Consider the following 16,632-nt stretch of genomic DNA (forward strand, 5'->3'; position numbering starts at 1 on the left):
AACCGCCGCTGCCTGAACGGGTCAGATGCCGCCCTCGATACGAAGGCCATCCGTCAAAAGCGCGGGCGTCACCGTGCGGAGAAAATCGCGCTTACGATTGACCCAGAACAGACGTCGATTGTTCAGGCAAAGGGACCGTTTGGCTCTTTCAAGGCATCAAATTGCGTCGCTGACCGCACATGGTGGGTGTACAGTAGACCAATCTTCGGCAGCAGATGGGCGCGCTGCGGACTTCTTGAACTCGACCACACTTTGTCGGTCATCAAGCGCGGAACGTTCGGGATCGCGCGTGCTCCGCGTCGGCGGCGTGTTTTCTGCTGCTACTTGAGTGTCCCGATATAGGCGGCGATATCTGACGCTTCATCCCTGCTGAGCTGCATATTAGGCATCTTCGGGTGTGGATCGAGCAAGAAGAACGCTAGCTTGGCGGGGTCGAAATCCGGCCTCGCTGCGATGGACGCGAACGTTGGAGCGTCGGCTCTCGCGCCCTTCTGATCGGCTGCGACAAGATGGCAGCCTGTGCACCATCGTTTGACGAGATTTTCGCCTTGATCAGGGTTAGCCGCGAAGGTCGAAGTCGTGGTGATTGTCGCGCACACCATCAAGACGCAGCGAATTCGATTAGATTGTTCCACACTCAAATAACCTTTCCAGCATTGGGCATATGCCGACAACGTCTGCCTGATTTCACGACGGGAAATCTGGCCATGATGGAAACTTCACGCAGCTACTGTTGCGGACATTTCCTGCTTGGAGGCTTCCTGGTCCTTCACTCCCGTCGCCTCGATGCACAGCTTGACCGCCTCACCGAGGCTCGCGGCAACGAGGTCGGCTTTCGCGCCTTCCCGCAACAATTCTAGCGCAGCCGGGTCGATTTCCTTGACCCAACAGCCCAGGATAATGGTTGCCTTCGGTAACTTTCGCCTTAGGCGTCGAACGGAGTAACGCATGTGCGCTGGTCCATTGGCATCGAGATAGACCAGGCATACGATCGCAACGCCGGTGGTATCAAGGCGGAAGACATTCGTCGTGGAGAGCGCTTCCGCCCCTTCCACTCGCGCCGCCAGGCCGTGCGTCGTCGAGAGCTGAGCCAGCATGATCGCGGCCGCCTCATCGATGCGACTGCGCCCCGCCACGCAGAGGACGGGATGTTCACCCTGCCATCCCGGCGGGAGGGATTCCTTGCTGAGAATGGGCAACGTTTCATTTGTCGCATTTTCTGCAACGCTTTCCACCGCGGACGATGCTTCCGCGTCGGTGGTTGAATTGCTTTTCGCCGGCGGCCGGTCCTCCTGATCCGAAAGGTCGCTGGCAAATTCGTTCACCGCGTCTCGAATCTTCGTTAGACGTTCCTGGTCAAGCGCGCCGCGCTCGGCATCGGCTTGCGCTAGCTGCAAACCCTTCAAGGCGACTTCATCATAGTACGAGGCCAGCGACCGTTCTTTCAGAAATTCTTCGGCCTTTTCGGCGGCTTCCGTCGGATCACCAGCCAGCATCCGCTGGTAAAATATTTCGGGGGGAGAAAGGGCCGGCCGGTCCCCGAACATGACATCAAGAAATTCCAGACGTTCCACATGACGCCCTAGCACGACAAGGCACACCGTCAGCGGCGTCGCGAGGACGAGCCCGATTGGACCCCATAGTGCAGTCCAGAACGTTGCCGACACGACCACGGCAACTGGAGAAAGCCCTGTGCTGTGGCCGTAAACCATCGGCTCGATGACATGGCCCACGACCGGCTCCACAACTAGGAAAAGCGCGAGCGTCCATAGCAGCATCGACCAGCCGGGATCGATGGCTACTGCCAACGCAAGCGGGAACGCGCCCGCGATGACGGCGCCGATGTAGGGAACGAAGCGGAGAGCTGCCGCCAGGATGCCCCAAAGGATCGCGCTTGGAATCCCGATGAGCCACAGACCTATCCCGATCACCACGCCAAATGCGCCGTTCAAGATGAGCTGAGTCAGGAACAGCCGGCTAAGGCGGCTCGCCGCGTCGTCGAGCGCCGCCGTCGTACGTTGGAGATCGGATGACCCCGCCAATCGAATGAGACGATTACGAAGATCTTCGCGTTGAAGCAGAATGAAGATGACGAAAATAATGATGATGCCGGTTGTCGCGAGAGGATGAACCAGCGGCGAGATCAAAGTCCGCAAGCTTTCCAGCGCGCCAGGATCGGGCTGGCGTACTTCTACCGGAACCGGCGTCAGCGGCGCGGGCGTGTTGAAACCAGCGACAGAGCCTGAGCCACGTGCGGACGGTGCATCCTTTGGCTTATCAAGTTCTTTGCTGAGATCCTTCAGCATGTCGGAGGCGCGTTCCAGCGTGCCCCTGCCGGCTTTTGTGTCCCGGAAGGACTGAATTTTTTCGCTTATCGTCGATTGGTAACGCGGGAGGTCTCCCGCGAGTTGCGTCAGTTGCGTGGCGAGGAGACTCCCCATCGCGAAAATCAGCGTGAAGGCAAGTATAACCACGCTCACGACGGCTAATCCGCGGGGGACATGGATACGCTGCAGTATTCCGACCAGCGGCGCCAGCACGAAGCTGAGTAGAATAGCCAAAGCAACGGGCACGAAGATATCCCGGCCAAAATAGAGCATCGAGATAATGATGACCGCAAGAATTGCAGTAGCTACTGCGCTGAGCAGCGCCATAAGTTCTTCGGTGGTACGTGCCCTAAATGGCTGTCTCGCTAAAGGCCTCATCTGCTTTCGTCCCAAACCTCGGAGCCTGCTGATGCGCTGATAAGGACACGGCGCATAAAAAAGCCGCTCGGGCATTGCTCCGCGCGGCTTTCTCAGACGGCTGCCGTTTTCCGGTTCCGCCGCTACACATACCAATAGATGAGCAGCGTAATGGTTTCGTGCTGCGAGAAAGATAAAGCCGCGCTCGGCACTGGCCGGTCTCGGGAAGACTTTTGCTGGTGAGCAAATGTCTCCTATTGGCCCATCAGCGAAGTGGCGACACGCCTCACTGAGGTCAGCTTAGTGGGGCGTAGCGGACGAGATTGGCTCACGCTGAGTTCTTCGCCTTTTGACCCGGAGCAGAAGTGTTCGACAGTGACATGGGAACGATCAACGATTCGAGAGGTTGTGTCCGTGTGGCAGGTTCCACATGCCAGGAGGATGTTGTGCGTCAACTCCTTGGAATGATTGCCGCGATGATCTTGATGGCTTCTGGATTTGCGGCCCATGCCGGACAGACCGAGTATGACCCGGCCAAGGTTAGTGACAGCCTGAAGGCAGTCTTCCAATTCGGCTCGGTCTCGACCAAGAAGGCAATGAACGCCAACACGGTCACGCTGCTTACTGGTACGATCGGCGGCACCTATGTGCAGTTCGGTGCAGACCTCGCTTCCGTGCTCGACGACGACGGTAAGCTGCGCGTCCTGCCGATCACCGGTCGAGGCTCGGTGCAGAGCATCGCCGACATCCTCTTTCTTAAAGGCGTCGATCTCGGCATCGTGCGCGCCGACACGCTCGACTATCTCGAGAAGAAGGGCTTCGCCAACAACATCAAGAAGCAGTTCACCTATGTGACCAAGCTCTACAATGAGGAGATGCAGGTCATCGCACCGAAGGCAGTCAAGACTCTAAGCGATCTCGAAGGTAAGACGGTGAGCGTCGACCTGCCCAATGGCGGCACGTTTGTGACTGCACTGACAATTTTCGAGCGGCTCGGGATCAAAGCGAACTTCGTCTATATCGAGCAGCGGATCGCAATGGAAAAGTTGAAGAAGGGCGAGCTCGACGCCGTCATCGTGGTGGGCGGCAAGCCATACGTGTCTGTCACTGCCTTCAAGAATGACGGCTCCTTTCATCTTGCTGCGGTCGACTATTCGAAACCCCTGCAGAGCGATTATCTGCCGGCGACGTTGACCTCGAAAGACTATCCGAACCTGATTCCCGAGGGAGAAACGGTGGAAACGATCGCGGTGCCGGCGGTGCTCGCAGCATACAATTGGGCCCCCAACACTGAACGCCGTCGCAAGCTCGCCTTGTTCGTTGACGCCTTCTTCTCGAAATTCGCCGATTTGCAGAACCCGCCCTTTCATCCCAAGTGGAAGGAGGTCTCCCTGACGGCACCACTCGCGGGCTGGAATCGCCTGCCGCTCGCGCAGCAATGGCTCGACCAACACGGCGTCGAACCGGTAAAGCGACAACACTTTGAGGCATTCCTGCAAGAGAACCCGGCCGTCGCCAATATTCAGTCGGAGGCCGATAAGGAAGCACTATTCCGGCAATTTAAGACCTGGGAACAGGGGAGAAATGCGCAGGCACGGATGGACTCCCAAGTGGACTCCAAGAAGGTTCGAGAGCGGGACCACACCTTCCACTCGGCACTGCAAGCTGCACCTCCACGCCACCCGCCCCGCCGATCGCACCCAAGACGAGCACTCGGTAGCTTGACGGGGCAAGGCTCGGTGAGCGAATGCAGCTATCCGGATTTCTGCAATCGCACGAGCGAGGAAGCCTGGCGGAACCCATTCCTCGGCGCCACTCCGCCCGACGGCGCCAAACAAGGACTCTCAACTTCCGATGATCCGTTTCGGGGCTTCGCTCCGACACAGCCTGTTCTCAGATAACGGAAGCCCTTCGACCACGCGCTGATGTTCGTCAGCGGGCGCCGTATTGCGCGCCTCCTTCAAGACATGCCGCACCGCGAGCGAGGCCGCCCAACTGAGCTTGATCGAACTGTCGGTAACTCTTGATTACAGGCTTGCCACGTGGTCGACAAGAAACCCGCGTCAAACCCAGGAGCGTCGTGACGTTGCCGGAGGTCCGCTGCTAGCCCTAAGTGGACATGCCTTTGTCCGCGCCTGGTGTCCGATTTCGGGGCCTAACCCGGCATCACATGTGAGTACACGGACTAGATTGCGAACGTCGTACCAAGATTAAGGACCATCTTTACCATCCACTGGCCCCTGATCGTAAAGGTCATCGGGTTCGTGTTGGGTAAATCGAAATTAAAAAAGACGCTTCCACTCTTATTGAATGCCACGCCGGACAAGTCATCTGGTGAAAAGGACACGTTTTGCGTGACGTCACCGCGATGCCCCTTAATGTCCTTCAACGAAAATGGGCCGCTGAAGGTGCGCATAAGTTGCGTGTCTAATTGGAAGTCCGTGTCCGCAACACCACTTCCCGAGATTGGTCCGGAGCAACCCAACAGTGCTGCGATGTTAGCTACCCTGCTGCCAATCTTAAACGATATCGATGCGGTGCCCGACGACGTGCGTACCCTCAGCACGTGCGCAGCAATAAACCAGTCGTCCGCCTTTGTGTCTGCTGCCACGGCCGCCTCCCGCTGTAACTGAAACCTCTCGCCAGCGACTGGAGATTAACCGTCCTGATGTCATACCCATGTGAAGAGGTTAACACGACGCAAAACGACATCGGGTGACGCGCCCATTGTGTTGTTCAACAGAAAGGCCGCAGCGGCGAACCACTGCGGCCTGCTGCCGGGTTAAAATTTATAAGTGAAATATGGGTCCAGCCCCGGCGAGATGAAGCCTACAGCGCGGGGCGGGGCGCAATGTCGTCGGTGTTACACTGTGGGACAATTAAATGCGTCAGCTTCGCTGACTGAGGTGGGACTCGCCGGGGCTGGCGAAGGCGAGCCCTCAACCCCAAGGCCGCGAAAGCTAAAAGCTCCGGCTGCCTTGACGGACGCAGTAGTCTGCACCTGATCGGCGCAGATGCGAGCGTTAAAACAATATCGAAATTTGGCGGCTCCCTCAACGAAGCCAGCGTCAATTTACCGCTGATGCCCCAGGCCGATACCCAACACGATCGCCTTCTGACGTAGCGCGCCCTCGGTTCGCTTGGTCATCTTGGCGATTTTGACGACCGGCGTGCGAGCCTTGGAGTGCGCCTTCAATTCTTTGATATTTTCCTTCGTCCACTCGCGGCGAACCAGCTTTTTCTTCTTCCAAAACGGCGCTCCTTCCATGTTGAAGGCGCGGTCTAACAACATGGCGCAATATACGCAACAAACGCTCTGCGCACTTACGGAGATTTAATGGCCGACAACGAACAGCTAGTTCTATCTATTTCGGCTGACACGCGGGAAAATGCAGAACCAGCAAGACAATCGAAACGGCGACTGAGGCGGTAGACGCCAAGACCACGACATCGAAGACCTTGCCGCTCGTTCTGCTCGGCACTTTGCGCCAGTGCATGGCAGTCTTCTCGCTCAGATTTTCGGCGCAGCACCAGCCCGGTCAAAGACCGGCACTTTTTCTTCGTCGTCAGGTGCTGCAGCAGATGGCGTATCTTCTGCCGCGTGCCGCAACGCTTCGGTTTGAGCGTCCAGGCCATCGACAGTTTCATTCGCCTGACTGCCGGAGTCGTGCGGTTTCGTCGGAACTTGGCTGGCGCCGGAACCAGTAACGGGATCCATTGTGCTCGACCCACGTGGCGTCCGATTTTTCTGTGTCATCGGAACCTCCCTGACGAGTCAATTTTTTCGCTCGCTGCAGGTTCCAGCCAGCAGAGTCCGCTAGCAATCGCGGCTATGCCGACGCCGCCGGTTGAAGATCTACTGGCCGCGGGATGGCAAATTGGCGCGGATCGCGATGCGCGCAACGCGGAGGTGGATCTACTGCACATGATGGAAAGTCCAGCGGCGACGCCCAGCCAGCGATGGCCGGCATTACATAGGCGGCCATCGGTGCTGACGACGGTGACCGCGGATGGCGTGACGCAGCGCGCGGTGCATCGTTGGCGGGAGGATCGGGCGGGGAAGCCGGTGAGGCCGCAAGGAGAGGCGCGGAGGAGGGCGGCGTGAGGTGGATGACGCGAGCCCGTTTGCTAGCGCCGCTGTCGCACGGACCCTGTCGTTTTGAACAGGTGCGGACCTCCCGGGGTGAGCGCATGATCGCGGCTAAAGGACGAGGGCCGCGGTTATGCGACGTTACTACTTCCCGATCTTCCACAATGGCGAGGCGCAGACGGACCAGGTTGGCGAGCTATTTGGCGCTGCTGAGCTAGCGGTCCAACACGGCGCCCGTGTCGCTCGGGATATCGCCAGCGATCCCGAATATGACCCTAGTGCGGGCACGGTTGTGATCGTGCTCGACGACTCCGGTGCAGAGGTCGGGCGGCGGAAGCTGAGGGGCGGGCGGAAGCGGTGGAGGTGAGGAGCTTGGTGGAGGCCTTACATCGGGGGTCTATGACCACTTGCCCATAGCGCGTCCCGCGTTGACAACGAACGTTCCAAAAGTGCCGACCGCAGCAAAGATTGCGATCCATCTTTCAAGTGTGCCCAAGCGGATGGCGTTGCGCGTAACTATCTCCTTTCCGTCCCAATAAAGTTTGCCGGATATCTCGTGTATTCCGAGCAATGCTGAACCCTTTACAGAGATCGCATATACATCTTTCGGCCATTCGGGGGGCCGCTCGTTCGACAGACGATGTTTACGAACTACTTCCCAATCGACGTCGGGCATTCTGGCTCCTTAGATGTTCAGCGGAGTAGGTCGATCGAACCCCAAGGCTTGGTCAAGCTCGTGGTGAAGGGCTCGTCCGGTGATGAAGCTCTGACACTCGCTCGAAGAGAGCGCTCAGTTCTTTAAGCGAATGTTCAGCGACCGCCAAAAGCGTCAATCCCGCGATGATTGCCGGAACGTCGCGCATTGCCTTCCGGGCGTCATATGTCACCGTGCCGTTGCTGTAGTCGGTCGTCGTAAACATCTGATGATGACCGAGGGAGTTTGGATGGCATCGCTCCGACAACCGGTTGTAGTGGTCCAAAGCGCCCGGCAAAAGCTTGTCCAGCTTTTCGATGTGTGTGAGCACATTCACCGTTTTGAACTCAGGAGACTGCTTCAACCATTCTTCGTCGCGGCTGGAGAAGATCCTGTTCATCGTGAGTTCATCAAGCCCCTTCAGATCCTCGGCGTTGAGTAGCTTGGACACACGCCCTTCGAAATCGACAAGTAGGGCAACGGTTTCAACGAGCGCTCGTGTGCAGAGAAAGGCCGGTAGCGGCATCGCCTCGTTCCAGGAGAGTGCCGTCCCTTCGGCAAGTGCTACGATCCTATAGAGCACAGCCTCGGCGAAGGTCTCAATTTTCCATGCGATTTTTGATCGGGCCAGGTGACCGGCCACGGAAATCGTTGATCGGCGTCGTTTCGCAAGCCTTACAATTTCATCATTGATAGAGGTCAGCGCCTCGGCGTCGTGCGGAGCGATGTCGTCAGTTATTTGGAACTGCTGGGCTGACAACGTAGGCATCTGAATGTCCGAATTGAGGCCGCATCCAACCGCAACCGAGGCGTGAACGCAAGCAGGAGTGCAGCGCATCTGCGAGACTTTGGACGAAGGGAAAAATACGGGTGCGCAGACAAGTAGCGAGGAGTCCGCTTTAGTCCTCCCACTTGCTCCTTGGGGGCGGCACGAACTCAAATCTGGAGCTTGGCCGATTGGTTGGCTCAACCCGCGTATTGTCCAGCGAGATGTGCTGCCAACCATAAGAGAACGCGACCACCACAGGCCAAAACCGGGCGCCCATCAATTCGCTGATCTTCGGCAAGCCCTGCTTGTCTACCAGGACTTTAGCGATTCGCTTCCAGTCCAGTGAGCCACGCATTCCGCCACGAGATTAGAATCTATATCCCAGCGCCATGTTCACGGATGGCGTGTAGTAGAAAGTGAAGCCGCTGTTGGGAATCGAGTGTCCTGTAAGTTCGGCCTCTGCTCTTAGGAAAAGGTTATGGAAGTTGCGCTCAATGCCGGCACCTATAGAGACTAAGGGCGCGTAGCCGTTGATAAGAGTCACTGTCGTAGTCGGTCCATTGCCTTGTGACGCACACGAGTTGGCCAAGTAGTCGATGCCACCCGTTGAGTTCGGCCTCTGAACAATAGTCGGCCTGTAGCAGTAGACCGACCTGGAATCGTCGGCGGTAGAGATCGATTCTGATTTCTCGATACCAGCACCGGCCCGTCCGTAAAACAACCAGTCACTGGCTGTGAAACCAACCCTAAACGAAGCATCGATGGCGTAGGGCCTTCGGTAACTTGCGCTATATCGATGAGCAGAGAACAAAGTTACCGCGTCGGTGGAAATGCCACCACCAGGCCCGCACCCCCAGCACGAGCCGATTAAGACGGGCAACGGCGTTGAAATTGGAGATGATTCCACCGAATCCTCCACCTTCGCGAAACTATAGCGGCCTCGCAACTCGGCCCCAATCAACAGATGGCCTTCGACGACATTGTAGCCTGCGAAACCACCAACCGACGCCCCTTGTACAACTCCGCCGGGTGCGTATGGCGTCGCGCCGACAACGCTTTGGCGGCCGGTCCCCATGGCTGGGATGTCATACCCGCCCGAAAGACCAACGTAACTCCCCGCGAACGGGGAGGGTCGGGAAGGCGTTAGAGGCGGAGTGGGCTTTATCACCGCGGATGGCGGACCGAGGCTGGCAATCGGCTTAATCCGCTCGATACGCGCGGCCGCGTCATAACACGCAAGTCGGTCCTTGCCCGACGTTAGACTTGCACAGAATTTTAGATCTTCTGAAATGTCGGCGCGAGCCGGCAGCCCCCACATTGCCACCACCGCGGCAATTATCAAAAGACGCATAATGAAAAATCTCCTCACAACCCCGCCGCCACCATAGGGCGAGCAAAGCTGAGGGGGCAACTAGTCTTTGGTTTGGCGTTGGGGGCGCGAAATATGCCTCAGACAGGCTTCTGCCCTCTCGGTGGCGGGACAATTTGAATCCGGGACGGTGGGGCGTATTCAGGAATGCTGCCGCTCATTGGAACGCACTGCCATCCATAAAAGAACGCGACCACCGCAGGCCAAAAGCGACCGCCCATCAACTCCTTGATCTTCGGCAACCCCTCTTTGTCCTCCAGGAGCTTGGCGATGCGCTTCCAATCTTTGGCCCGGTCACCCAGCACCGCGCGCGAGATCTGAGCCTCAGTGGGGTAGAGGGGCATGTCGTGGGTCGGCTCGCGCGATCTTCGGGTCTTATTTTCGTGCTCAGCAGTCGTCATTTATACTTCTTGATCCGGTGCTCTTGCATAACGCGCGCGGCTCGCACGCGCATTCGCTGCATCATGTCTTCCTTCGCTTTGGCCGCGGCAAGCTCCGATTCAAGCCGTTCGTAGATCGGAAGATAAACCTCGCCACCCATTGGCGCTCGCGCCATCTCAAAGGCAACCGGTCGAGGCACCATTCCAGCGTGGCGACGGTGATTGGGTCACCGTCTTTCCATGGCGGGCTGCTCTTCGCGGATCGTTTGGCCATTGTGATGTGCCTCCCGCGCTTATCGTGGAGCGCAGGGAGTGGGGGCGTCAACGCTGGGCCAATCTCACGACGACCCACCCGCGTTTGCCGCACAAAAGAAACGGGAGGCCGAAGCCTCCCGCCTGCTCAGATGAAGCAATGAATGATTGCGGCGATTGCCCAAAGGCAACCAGCAACATTCACGTTCACGCGAACGTCGACTCGGTGTGTTGGCTTTTTCACAGCCAGCCCTCCGGGTCGGGCGCGCCTCGACCCTTGAAGGTTGAGGAGTTGGCCGCCATCGGAACGGAAAAAAACCGCCGTTCATGTGCTCGCATCGGCCTGCCGTCCGCGTTACGTACCGCTTCTAGCAGTCCCACGTCTCTTCTGGGTGCCTAGACATCGCGTCCAGGCGGGTGGTCGACACGGGATCACCCCACATCGACGCCCCAGCGTGGGGCGACAGTTATCGCCTCCGGGTCGCGGACTTGAGAAGTGTCCGGTCCGGATTCGGCCGCCGCTGATACCAAGCTATAGGAGCCGGGTGGGATGCGAAAGGCAGGTTGCGAGATCAACCTTGGGAAAAATACGGGTAACGCCCTAACGTGCAACGTCTAGCCGTAAAAACCCACGATAAAACGTATGGCAAAGAACGCCCCAGCGGCGACGGTCACTGTCGCGCCGATCGCAAGCATCACTCTCAAGCTCTCGTCCATGGTACCTCGCATGCAGAACGGCCCCCGCGGGGGCAACGCGGAGGCCGCTGTTGAGGCGCCTCAGGCCGGGGAAACCTGAAGCAAGAGAGAAATCTCTCGCCCGCAGGATGGTTCCTGTGCCTTTGACGGCGAAATGCGAGCCAGCCTTCGGCGTTAGGGTATCTTGACGCGCAAGGCAGCGAGGCCCGCCGGCGTGATCCGGTACGTCCCTGCCGTGCTCCCACGTTCGATCCAGCCCTTTGGCAGCATGTTTACGATGGTGCGCTGGCCGGTGGGCTCAAGAGCTCTCAGTGTCAGCTCGCGACCTGCCCGCAGTTTCTGCAATGCATCTCGCTCTGAGCTGGTCGGCAGATGGCTGGCGCGGGCTGGCATCTATTTCTTGGCCTTCAGTCCGATCTCAACTAGCCGGCGGATACCCTTGGCTACGGCGCCAGTCGACTAATTCCTTGGCCATGTCGGGCTGGATACGGACCATAACCGGGGCCCCGGTCACAGCAGGCCGCTTCTGTGGAAGCGTGCGATCATTCGTTGTTTCTTCATGGAATCATGATGCCACGAAATCATGTCCTCTGAACGCTCGCGGGACGGGGGTAGGGAAATAATACCAATGACTAATCTTAGCGGCGGCGCCACCATCAAAATCGACCCATCCAGACCTTTCTTTGCGAAGACCTTTATTCCGGGCTAAGAGCTAAGTGGCTGCGACTCCGTTGTTCACAAGGGCGGTCTTCACGTCCTTCCCAAGGGGCATCCACAGACAGCCTAAACACGTGGGCCGCGAGCCACGATCGGGACGGTTTGCTCCGGCTAGAACACGCACGCGCTGCGTGGGCGAAGCGAACTTCGGATGATGAGGTGATTCTGCTTGGCGCGCGGCAGTAGGGCCGTTGACCGCGCCGCCGTAGCGCCTCACCCGCGAGGGTGGGGCGTTCCCGCTGCAACGCGCATTAACCGGCGGCTGAGCTGAAAAGCTAAGCCGAGGCGGTTTGCGGGTGTTGCGTTCGATGAACGCGAAGCGAGAGCTTCAACTTCGAAGCTTCCACCATGACAGCACCTTCGCTCCGGCCCAGTTTAGCGGCAATCTGGCCAACTGGCATCTTCCCCGCCAGGCTCTTGAACTCGGAGATATCTTCTTCACTCCACCGCCGATGAGCGGAGGCATGCCGCCGTAGCGCCTCACCCACGAGGGTGGGGCGCATGCTCTTTTTTTGAGTTACCAGCCAGCGTAAATTGGACGTCCCCATCCGCCATAGTACCGAGGACCGTAGTACCCGCCCCATGCGTAAGGCCGGTAAAAAATGCGGGGGCGGTAATAGCGGGGGCCATAATAGCCATACGGCGGGCCGTAGTAGCCTGGATAATAGCCTGGCCCATAGTAGTAGGGAGATGCCGCAGCGGCGGCGCCAAAGGCCAGTGCTCCAGCGGCAAGGCCAAAGCCAATTCCTGGACCCCAGCCGCCATGCCATCCGCCATGCCACCGGGCTTCGGCCGGAGCGACAGCGGTGAGGGAGATCGCGCCGGCAGCCAAGGCTGCAAGTGCAATTTTTCGCATTCATACCTCCATGTTCGAGTAGGCCGACAAAGAAATGCAATGCGATGATGGCTCGTTCCTACGACTTTCGCCTGCGGCGGGCCTGTCTGTAGGTGGGAGAGCCGGTCGCGCTATAATCGCGCGAGCGCGAGCCGAGCGCGCAGCATGCCGCAGCGCAAGTTGAGGCGGGCTACCGCTTTCCCAGGAGCCTTTCATTTACTCACACGGGACGTGATTTCGATTATCCCTTTTGAGTAGGGCGCGCTAAGCGTGTTCCAGCAGGGGGCGTCACATGTCAGACAAGGCCCGCGAGTTTATCGATTTCTGGGTTGAGAACAGCATCAACGCTGTCGAACAGTACCAGACTGCGGGCGCATCGCAGGATGTGGCGGAACTCACGCGGCGTCTCATCGAGGCTGCCAACGGGCAGGGCATTTCGGAGGCCGATTTGCGGGCGGCGATTGGCGACATCGCCGCCTACATCGAAGAGCTTCTGAGGGCCGTCAACAGGGCTGAAAGCGAGCGACGTCAGAATATGTAGGCTCCGTCCAACCTGCGGACATCGCCGGGCTCTAGGTTGAGTTCTTCGAACATCAGCTGCTCAGCTGTCAATGCGATATCCAACACTTCCGCCGTCCAGCCTTCTGGAACGGCGGCGAGTACCAGGGTCGGCGCCTGGCTCGGCTTGGCCAGGGCAATCCAGATCTCAGTTTTTGCGCCGTCCGAGGCTACCTCAACGACAGTAAAACTGTTGCCGAACGACTCCGCCATCCACCCCCCAATTCAACAGCTCGCTACTCGTTTCTACTTGCGCAGATAAGAAACCGCAGCATGGCCGAAGCCCGTTGAACGAATCCGGCTTTCGACGGACTTATAGAAAAGACCATCGGAATGTCCGCCTTGCCCAACCAGAACGAGCGCGTAGAACTCGCGATGAAGATTCTGGCGTGTCGCCAAAAGTTGCGTCGGGTTGGCTGGGACGTGGAACAGACCGAACGGCTACGCACAGAGATGGAGCGGCTAGACAAGCTCCGCGAGATCGACGAGTAACGTCGCTCCGCACCACTGTAGCTCGTCTAACGCTAGCCGGAAGCACCGCCTCCCTGGCCTCGTTTTTCCGTTCGGCCGGGCTCCAGCGCCGTCGGCAACTACAACCCCAGCGACCTTTCGCTGACGTGAGTGCCAGTCTCAGCCTGACGGGCGCGCCGGAGAAGGGCATCTTTCTCAACCCCCGGAGGCATCGCCTTAGCCCGCTCCCGCAGTTCCGCGGCTTGCTCAACCAGACGTTCTTCAGCAGATTGAATTTGTTCGAAGCGGCGGCGGATTTTTCGCATGGCGTTCTCCGTGCAGTTCCCGCCCGGCAGGAATCAAATCTTGCGGGCTGGTTTAGGTTCCTCGGGCAATTTTCCACTCAGCGCAGCGGCGATCTTACCGCCGATGGCCTCAACCGCGCGGCGGGCTGCCTCGTCGGCCAGGTGAGCGTATCGGTTTGTCGTACTCGGATCGGCGTGACCGAGCAGGGTTCCGATCACCGGGAGGCCCATCTGGTCACCGATCCCGACGCTGGCAAAGCTGTGCCGCAGATCGTGGATCCTGACACCGGTCACGCCAGCCCGCTTGCAAATGGCTGCCCATGGGCGCTTCAGGTCCGCGCGCGGTTTCTCATTCTTGGTACCAGCCGATTCGCCCGCGATGACGAATGCACCCAGCTTGGTCAGGCCCTTGATGATGTCGATTGCCGCAGCCGGTAGATAGATCGTCTTTTTGCCGGTCTTCGAGTCGGGCAACCGCAACACACCTCGATCCAGATCGGCTTCGTCCCAGCGCAAGTGCAGGATCTCCCGCAAGCGCGCGCCGGTCAGCATAAGAAGCCGGATTGCGGCGGTGGCGTATGGTGACATTTTCACAAGCTGCCCGACAGGCGCGTGCTTGGCGTCACCGGCCTCGACAGGCAGGCCAACGGTCTCCGCATCTATCATGGCGTTGCCAATCGCTAGTAACTCGGCGGTCGTTAAATAGCGCTCGCGGCCTTCCTCTTCGTTCAGCTTCGCGCCGGAGGCGGGGTTCGTACCTTCCGGCACGTGGCCATGCCGCGATCCCCAACCGTAGGCCGCAGACACTAGCTTGATTGCCCGGTTAGCGGATATGCGGGCCTCGCGCGTCATCAGAGCGTGCGCGCGCTGTACATCAACTCGGGTCAGCACCACTGCCTTAATCGAGCCCATCCGAGGCTTGACGTGCTTCTTTAGGAGCATGCGGTAAAGGCTCGCGGTGGACGCTTTTTTGTGCTCGGCGACGTATTCCTCGATGTATTTCGAGACCAATTCCTCAACCGTTAGGCTGGCCCGCTCGTCGCTCCGATTTTGGGCAAGGTCTTTCCCCAATGCGGCGTTCGCGATCGCCTTGCGGGCCGCCTCGCGGGCCTCACCGGCCTTCAGGGTGCCGACCCGGCCCAACTTCAATCGCTTCTTGCTGCCGCCGGCTACGGGGCGGAATTCGGCGAAGTAGGTGCCGGTGCCCGTGGTGGTGCGGTAGAGACCGAAGCCCGCAAGATCGTCGTCGAAATAGTAGGTCGTCTTGTTGGGAACCGCAGACTTCATCAGCGCCGCTACGCTATCGGTCGAAATCCTGATCGTTGCCATGCCCCACCAAATTTATAGCCAGTATGTAGCCAGCAGTCTGGCTATTGGCTCGGAAAAGGCAAGTGGCCATTGGTTGGATTGCGTTTGATTTTCAGGGATTTGCTGCACCCCATCCAACGTCAGGAATGGCTATAAATCAGGTCGTTTATAACTGGGAGACTAGGGGTCGGAGGTTCAAATCCTCTCGCTCCGACCATTTTTCTCAACTCATCTGTCGGGTGGATTAACCGTTGGCGTGGAGCCTGCTCCCGCGGCGTGACGCATGCGCGACGATCAGGGCGGCTGCTTCTGGGGGCGGTAAATCAAAATGCCGAAAACAACCCCATGCACAGTAGCGAACCCATTGGCGAATGACGTTTTTCCGAAGCGATTTGACGCGTCGGGCAAAACAGGAGCATGATGTCATCATGCCGGCCTGTGGACGGGGGAATATTCACGACAGCTGCTTCAATGCATTGCGTCGCAGGGACTTGGGAGGCGCGACGTCCGGAGCGGAGTTGTCTTCTCCCCGCGCTATGATGTGTAACCTGTCATGGCGGCAAGCAAGTAGCATGCTTCACGGTAGTCAACCTCCCGGTTGCGAAGGCGCTCGGCCTGGTGCTTCCAACTTCCGTTCTGAGCCGCGCAGACGAGGTGATTGAATGACATCTTGCTGATGAAGTTCACCAGACCTCATGTCTTGCGTCGGGGGTTGCTAGGATGGGTAGGTAGCCCGCTGCCCTTGGCGAGGTCGCGGACAGGTTTAAACGGTTTGGTAAGAATGGAGTCTTGATACTGGGACGGGCTTGGGGACTCACGGGGTCCCTTAGATGGAGCGTTCAGCGCGATCCAAACGAAAAGTAAGTCGAAAGCGCTGGGTTGTTTGTTACGGTAATTTTTCTATTGAATGTCGAGACGAAGATGGCGCGAAGAATTTGGCAGCCAAGCTCCGTAAGCGCCGATACCGTGTCACAGCCCGGACAGCCGATGGCGTCTCGCCTTCGTGGCGAGTAGAGCCAGACGAAATCGACGAGTGGATATCTTCACCCACGCGCCCTAGTCGTTCGCCGCGGGTTCGGCCTACGAAGAAACGATGATTTGCGAAACACTCGAGTTGGATCGCGGCTTCAGCACGTTGGTTTCGCCCGCGTCTAGTTCAACTTCGGACACACTCTAGCCCCGATTTGGCTGCTGGAATGCTGGCTCTCGCGACTCATCTGGAGTTGCAGCCAACTTGGGTCGAGATTGGTTCCGCAGGAGGAACGAGCGCTCCTGCAGCTATCCTGCGATCGGTCTTGCGTGTGATCCATCGCAAGGCCTGTGAAGGCCCCGGTCTTCCCCATTGGCTGGGGCCTTCCTTTTGCGCCAGATCACAAAAATATTGGCATCGCGGCGTCTGAGGAACGACTCTCCAAGGGAGAGATTGAAAAATCGGTCTGTGGCGAATCTGGACCTCCTCAAGGTCTCGCCATCCACCCGGAACGGCCCCACCGTCCGACGCGCGTTTGGCGATGGGCCGGTTTTC

At 58.6% G+C, this 16,632-nt stretch carries 15 protein-coding genes and 1 pseudogene; 4 read left to right on the plus strand and 12 right to left on the minus strand.

The window, feature by feature from the left end:
- Positions 1-342 (plus strand): hypothetical protein (locus ABIB95_RS31650; RefSeq protein WP_354245275.1); only part of this gene is annotated, 342 nt, incomplete at its 5' end.
- Here ABIB95_RS31650 and ABIB95_RS31655 read toward each other — a convergent pair.
- Complete coding sequence (locus tag ABIB95_RS31655; RefSeq protein WP_354116201.1) at positions 321-602, minus strand: c-type cytochrome; 282 nt, start codon at positions 600-602, stop codon at positions 321-323. The genes ABIB95_RS31650 and ABIB95_RS31655 overlap by 22 nt on opposite strands.
- A 117-nt stretch (positions 603-719) precedes the next feature.
- Positions 720-2,654, minus strand: a complete 1,935-nt coding sequence (locus ABIB95_RS31660; RefSeq protein WP_231142103.1) for an AI-2E family transporter — start codon at positions 2,652-2,654, stop codon at positions 720-722.
- Positions 2,655-3,148: 494 nt separating this feature from the next.
- Between ABIB95_RS31660 and ABIB95_RS31665 the strand changes: the two are divergent.
- Positions 3,149-4,258: pseudogene (locus ABIB95_RS31665) on the plus strand (TAXI family TRAP transporter solute-binding subunit); the annotation flags it as partial.
- Between the two features lie 611 nt (positions 4,259-4,869).
- On the opposite strand, the gene ABIB95_RS31670 reads toward ABIB95_RS31665, so the two are convergent.
- The 3 genes from ABIB95_RS31670 to ABIB95_RS31680 form a co-directional block, all read right to left on the minus strand.
- On the minus strand, positions 4,870-5,295 hold the full coding sequence (locus ABIB95_RS31670; RefSeq protein WP_063982908.1) for a hypothetical protein: 426 nt from the start codon (positions 5,293-5,295) through the stop codon (positions 4,870-4,872).
- Between the two features lie 462 nt (positions 5,296-5,757).
- On the minus strand, positions 5,758-5,976 hold the full coding sequence (locus ABIB95_RS31675) for a hypothetical protein (protein WP_502917889.1): 219 nt from the start codon (positions 5,974-5,976) through the stop codon (positions 5,758-5,760).
- Between the two features lie 219 nt (positions 5,977-6,195).
- Positions 6,196-6,441, minus strand: coding sequence for a hypothetical protein (locus ABIB95_RS31680; protein ID WP_135217284.1), 246 nt, complete (start codon positions 6,439-6,441; stop codon positions 6,196-6,198).
- Between the two features lie 466 nt (positions 6,442-6,907).
- Here ABIB95_RS31680 and ABIB95_RS47430 point away from each other — a divergent pair, with 466 nt between their 5' ends.
- Positions 6,908-7,141, plus strand: coding sequence for a DUF6894 family protein (locus ABIB95_RS47430; RefSeq protein WP_502917890.1), 234 nt, complete (start codon positions 6,908-6,910; stop codon positions 7,139-7,141).
- A gap of 30 nt (positions 7,142-7,171) precedes the next feature.
- Here ABIB95_RS47430 and ABIB95_RS31685 read toward each other — a convergent pair whose 3' ends face one another.
- From ABIB95_RS31685 to ABIB95_RS31700, 4 genes are all read right to left on the minus strand, one after another.
- Positions 7,172-7,450 (minus strand): hypothetical protein, encoded by a 279-nt coding sequence (locus ABIB95_RS31685; RefSeq protein WP_354245280.1) that lies wholly within the window; start codon positions 7,448-7,450, stop codon positions 7,172-7,174.
- A 52-nt stretch (positions 7,451-7,502) separates the two neighbouring features.
- The gene (locus tag ABIB95_RS31690; RefSeq protein ID WP_354116186.1) at positions 7,503-8,237 is read right to left on the minus strand and encodes a hypothetical protein; all 735 of its coding nucleotides are present in this window, start codon (positions 8,235-8,237) and stop codon (positions 7,503-7,505) included.
- Between the two features lie 1,449 nt (positions 8,238-9,686).
- On the minus strand, positions 9,687-10,007 hold the full coding sequence (locus ABIB95_RS31695) for a hypothetical protein (protein WP_354116187.1): 321 nt from the start codon (positions 10,005-10,007) through the stop codon (positions 9,687-9,689).
- Positions 10,004-10,147: a hypothetical protein gene (locus ABIB95_RS31700; protein ID WP_354116188.1), complete on the minus strand. Its 144-nt coding sequence runs from the start codon at positions 10,145-10,147 to the stop codon at positions 10,004-10,006. Before ABIB95_RS31700 ends, ABIB95_RS31695 begins: the two co-directional genes overlap by 4 nt.
- A 2,631-nt stretch (positions 10,148-12,778) precedes the next feature.
- Between ABIB95_RS31700 and ABIB95_RS31705 the strand changes: the two genes are divergently transcribed.
- Complete coding sequence (locus ABIB95_RS31705; protein WP_354116190.1) at positions 12,779-13,027, plus strand: hypothetical protein; 249 nt, start codon at positions 12,779-12,781, stop codon at positions 13,025-13,027.
- On the opposite strand, the gene ABIB95_RS31710 is transcribed toward ABIB95_RS31705, so the two are convergent.
- From ABIB95_RS31710 to ABIB95_RS31720, 3 genes are all read right to left on the minus strand, one after another.
- Complete coding sequence (locus ABIB95_RS31710; protein ID WP_354116191.1) at positions 13,015-13,257, minus strand: hypothetical protein; 243 nt, start codon at positions 13,255-13,257, stop codon at positions 13,015-13,017. The two genes, ABIB95_RS31705 and ABIB95_RS31710, sit on opposite strands and share 13 nt — an antisense overlap.
- 377 nt (positions 13,258-13,634) lie before the next feature.
- On the minus strand, positions 13,635-13,820 hold the full coding sequence (locus ABIB95_RS31715; protein WP_028152632.1) for a hypothetical protein: 186 nt from the start codon (positions 13,818-13,820) through the stop codon (positions 13,635-13,637).
- A gap of 33 nt (positions 13,821-13,853) precedes the next feature.
- Positions 13,854-15,128 (minus strand): tyrosine-type recombinase/integrase, encoded by a 1,275-nt coding sequence (locus tag ABIB95_RS31720; protein WP_354116192.1) that lies wholly within the window; start codon positions 15,126-15,128, stop codon positions 13,854-13,856.
- Between the last annotated feature and the right edge of the window lie 1,504 nt (positions 15,129-16,632).

The sequence above is a fragment of the Bradyrhizobium sp. LA2.1 genome (assembly GCF_040547725.1).
GTDB lineage: Bacteria > Pseudomonadota > Alphaproteobacteria > Rhizobiales > Xanthobacteraceae > Bradyrhizobium > Bradyrhizobium barranii.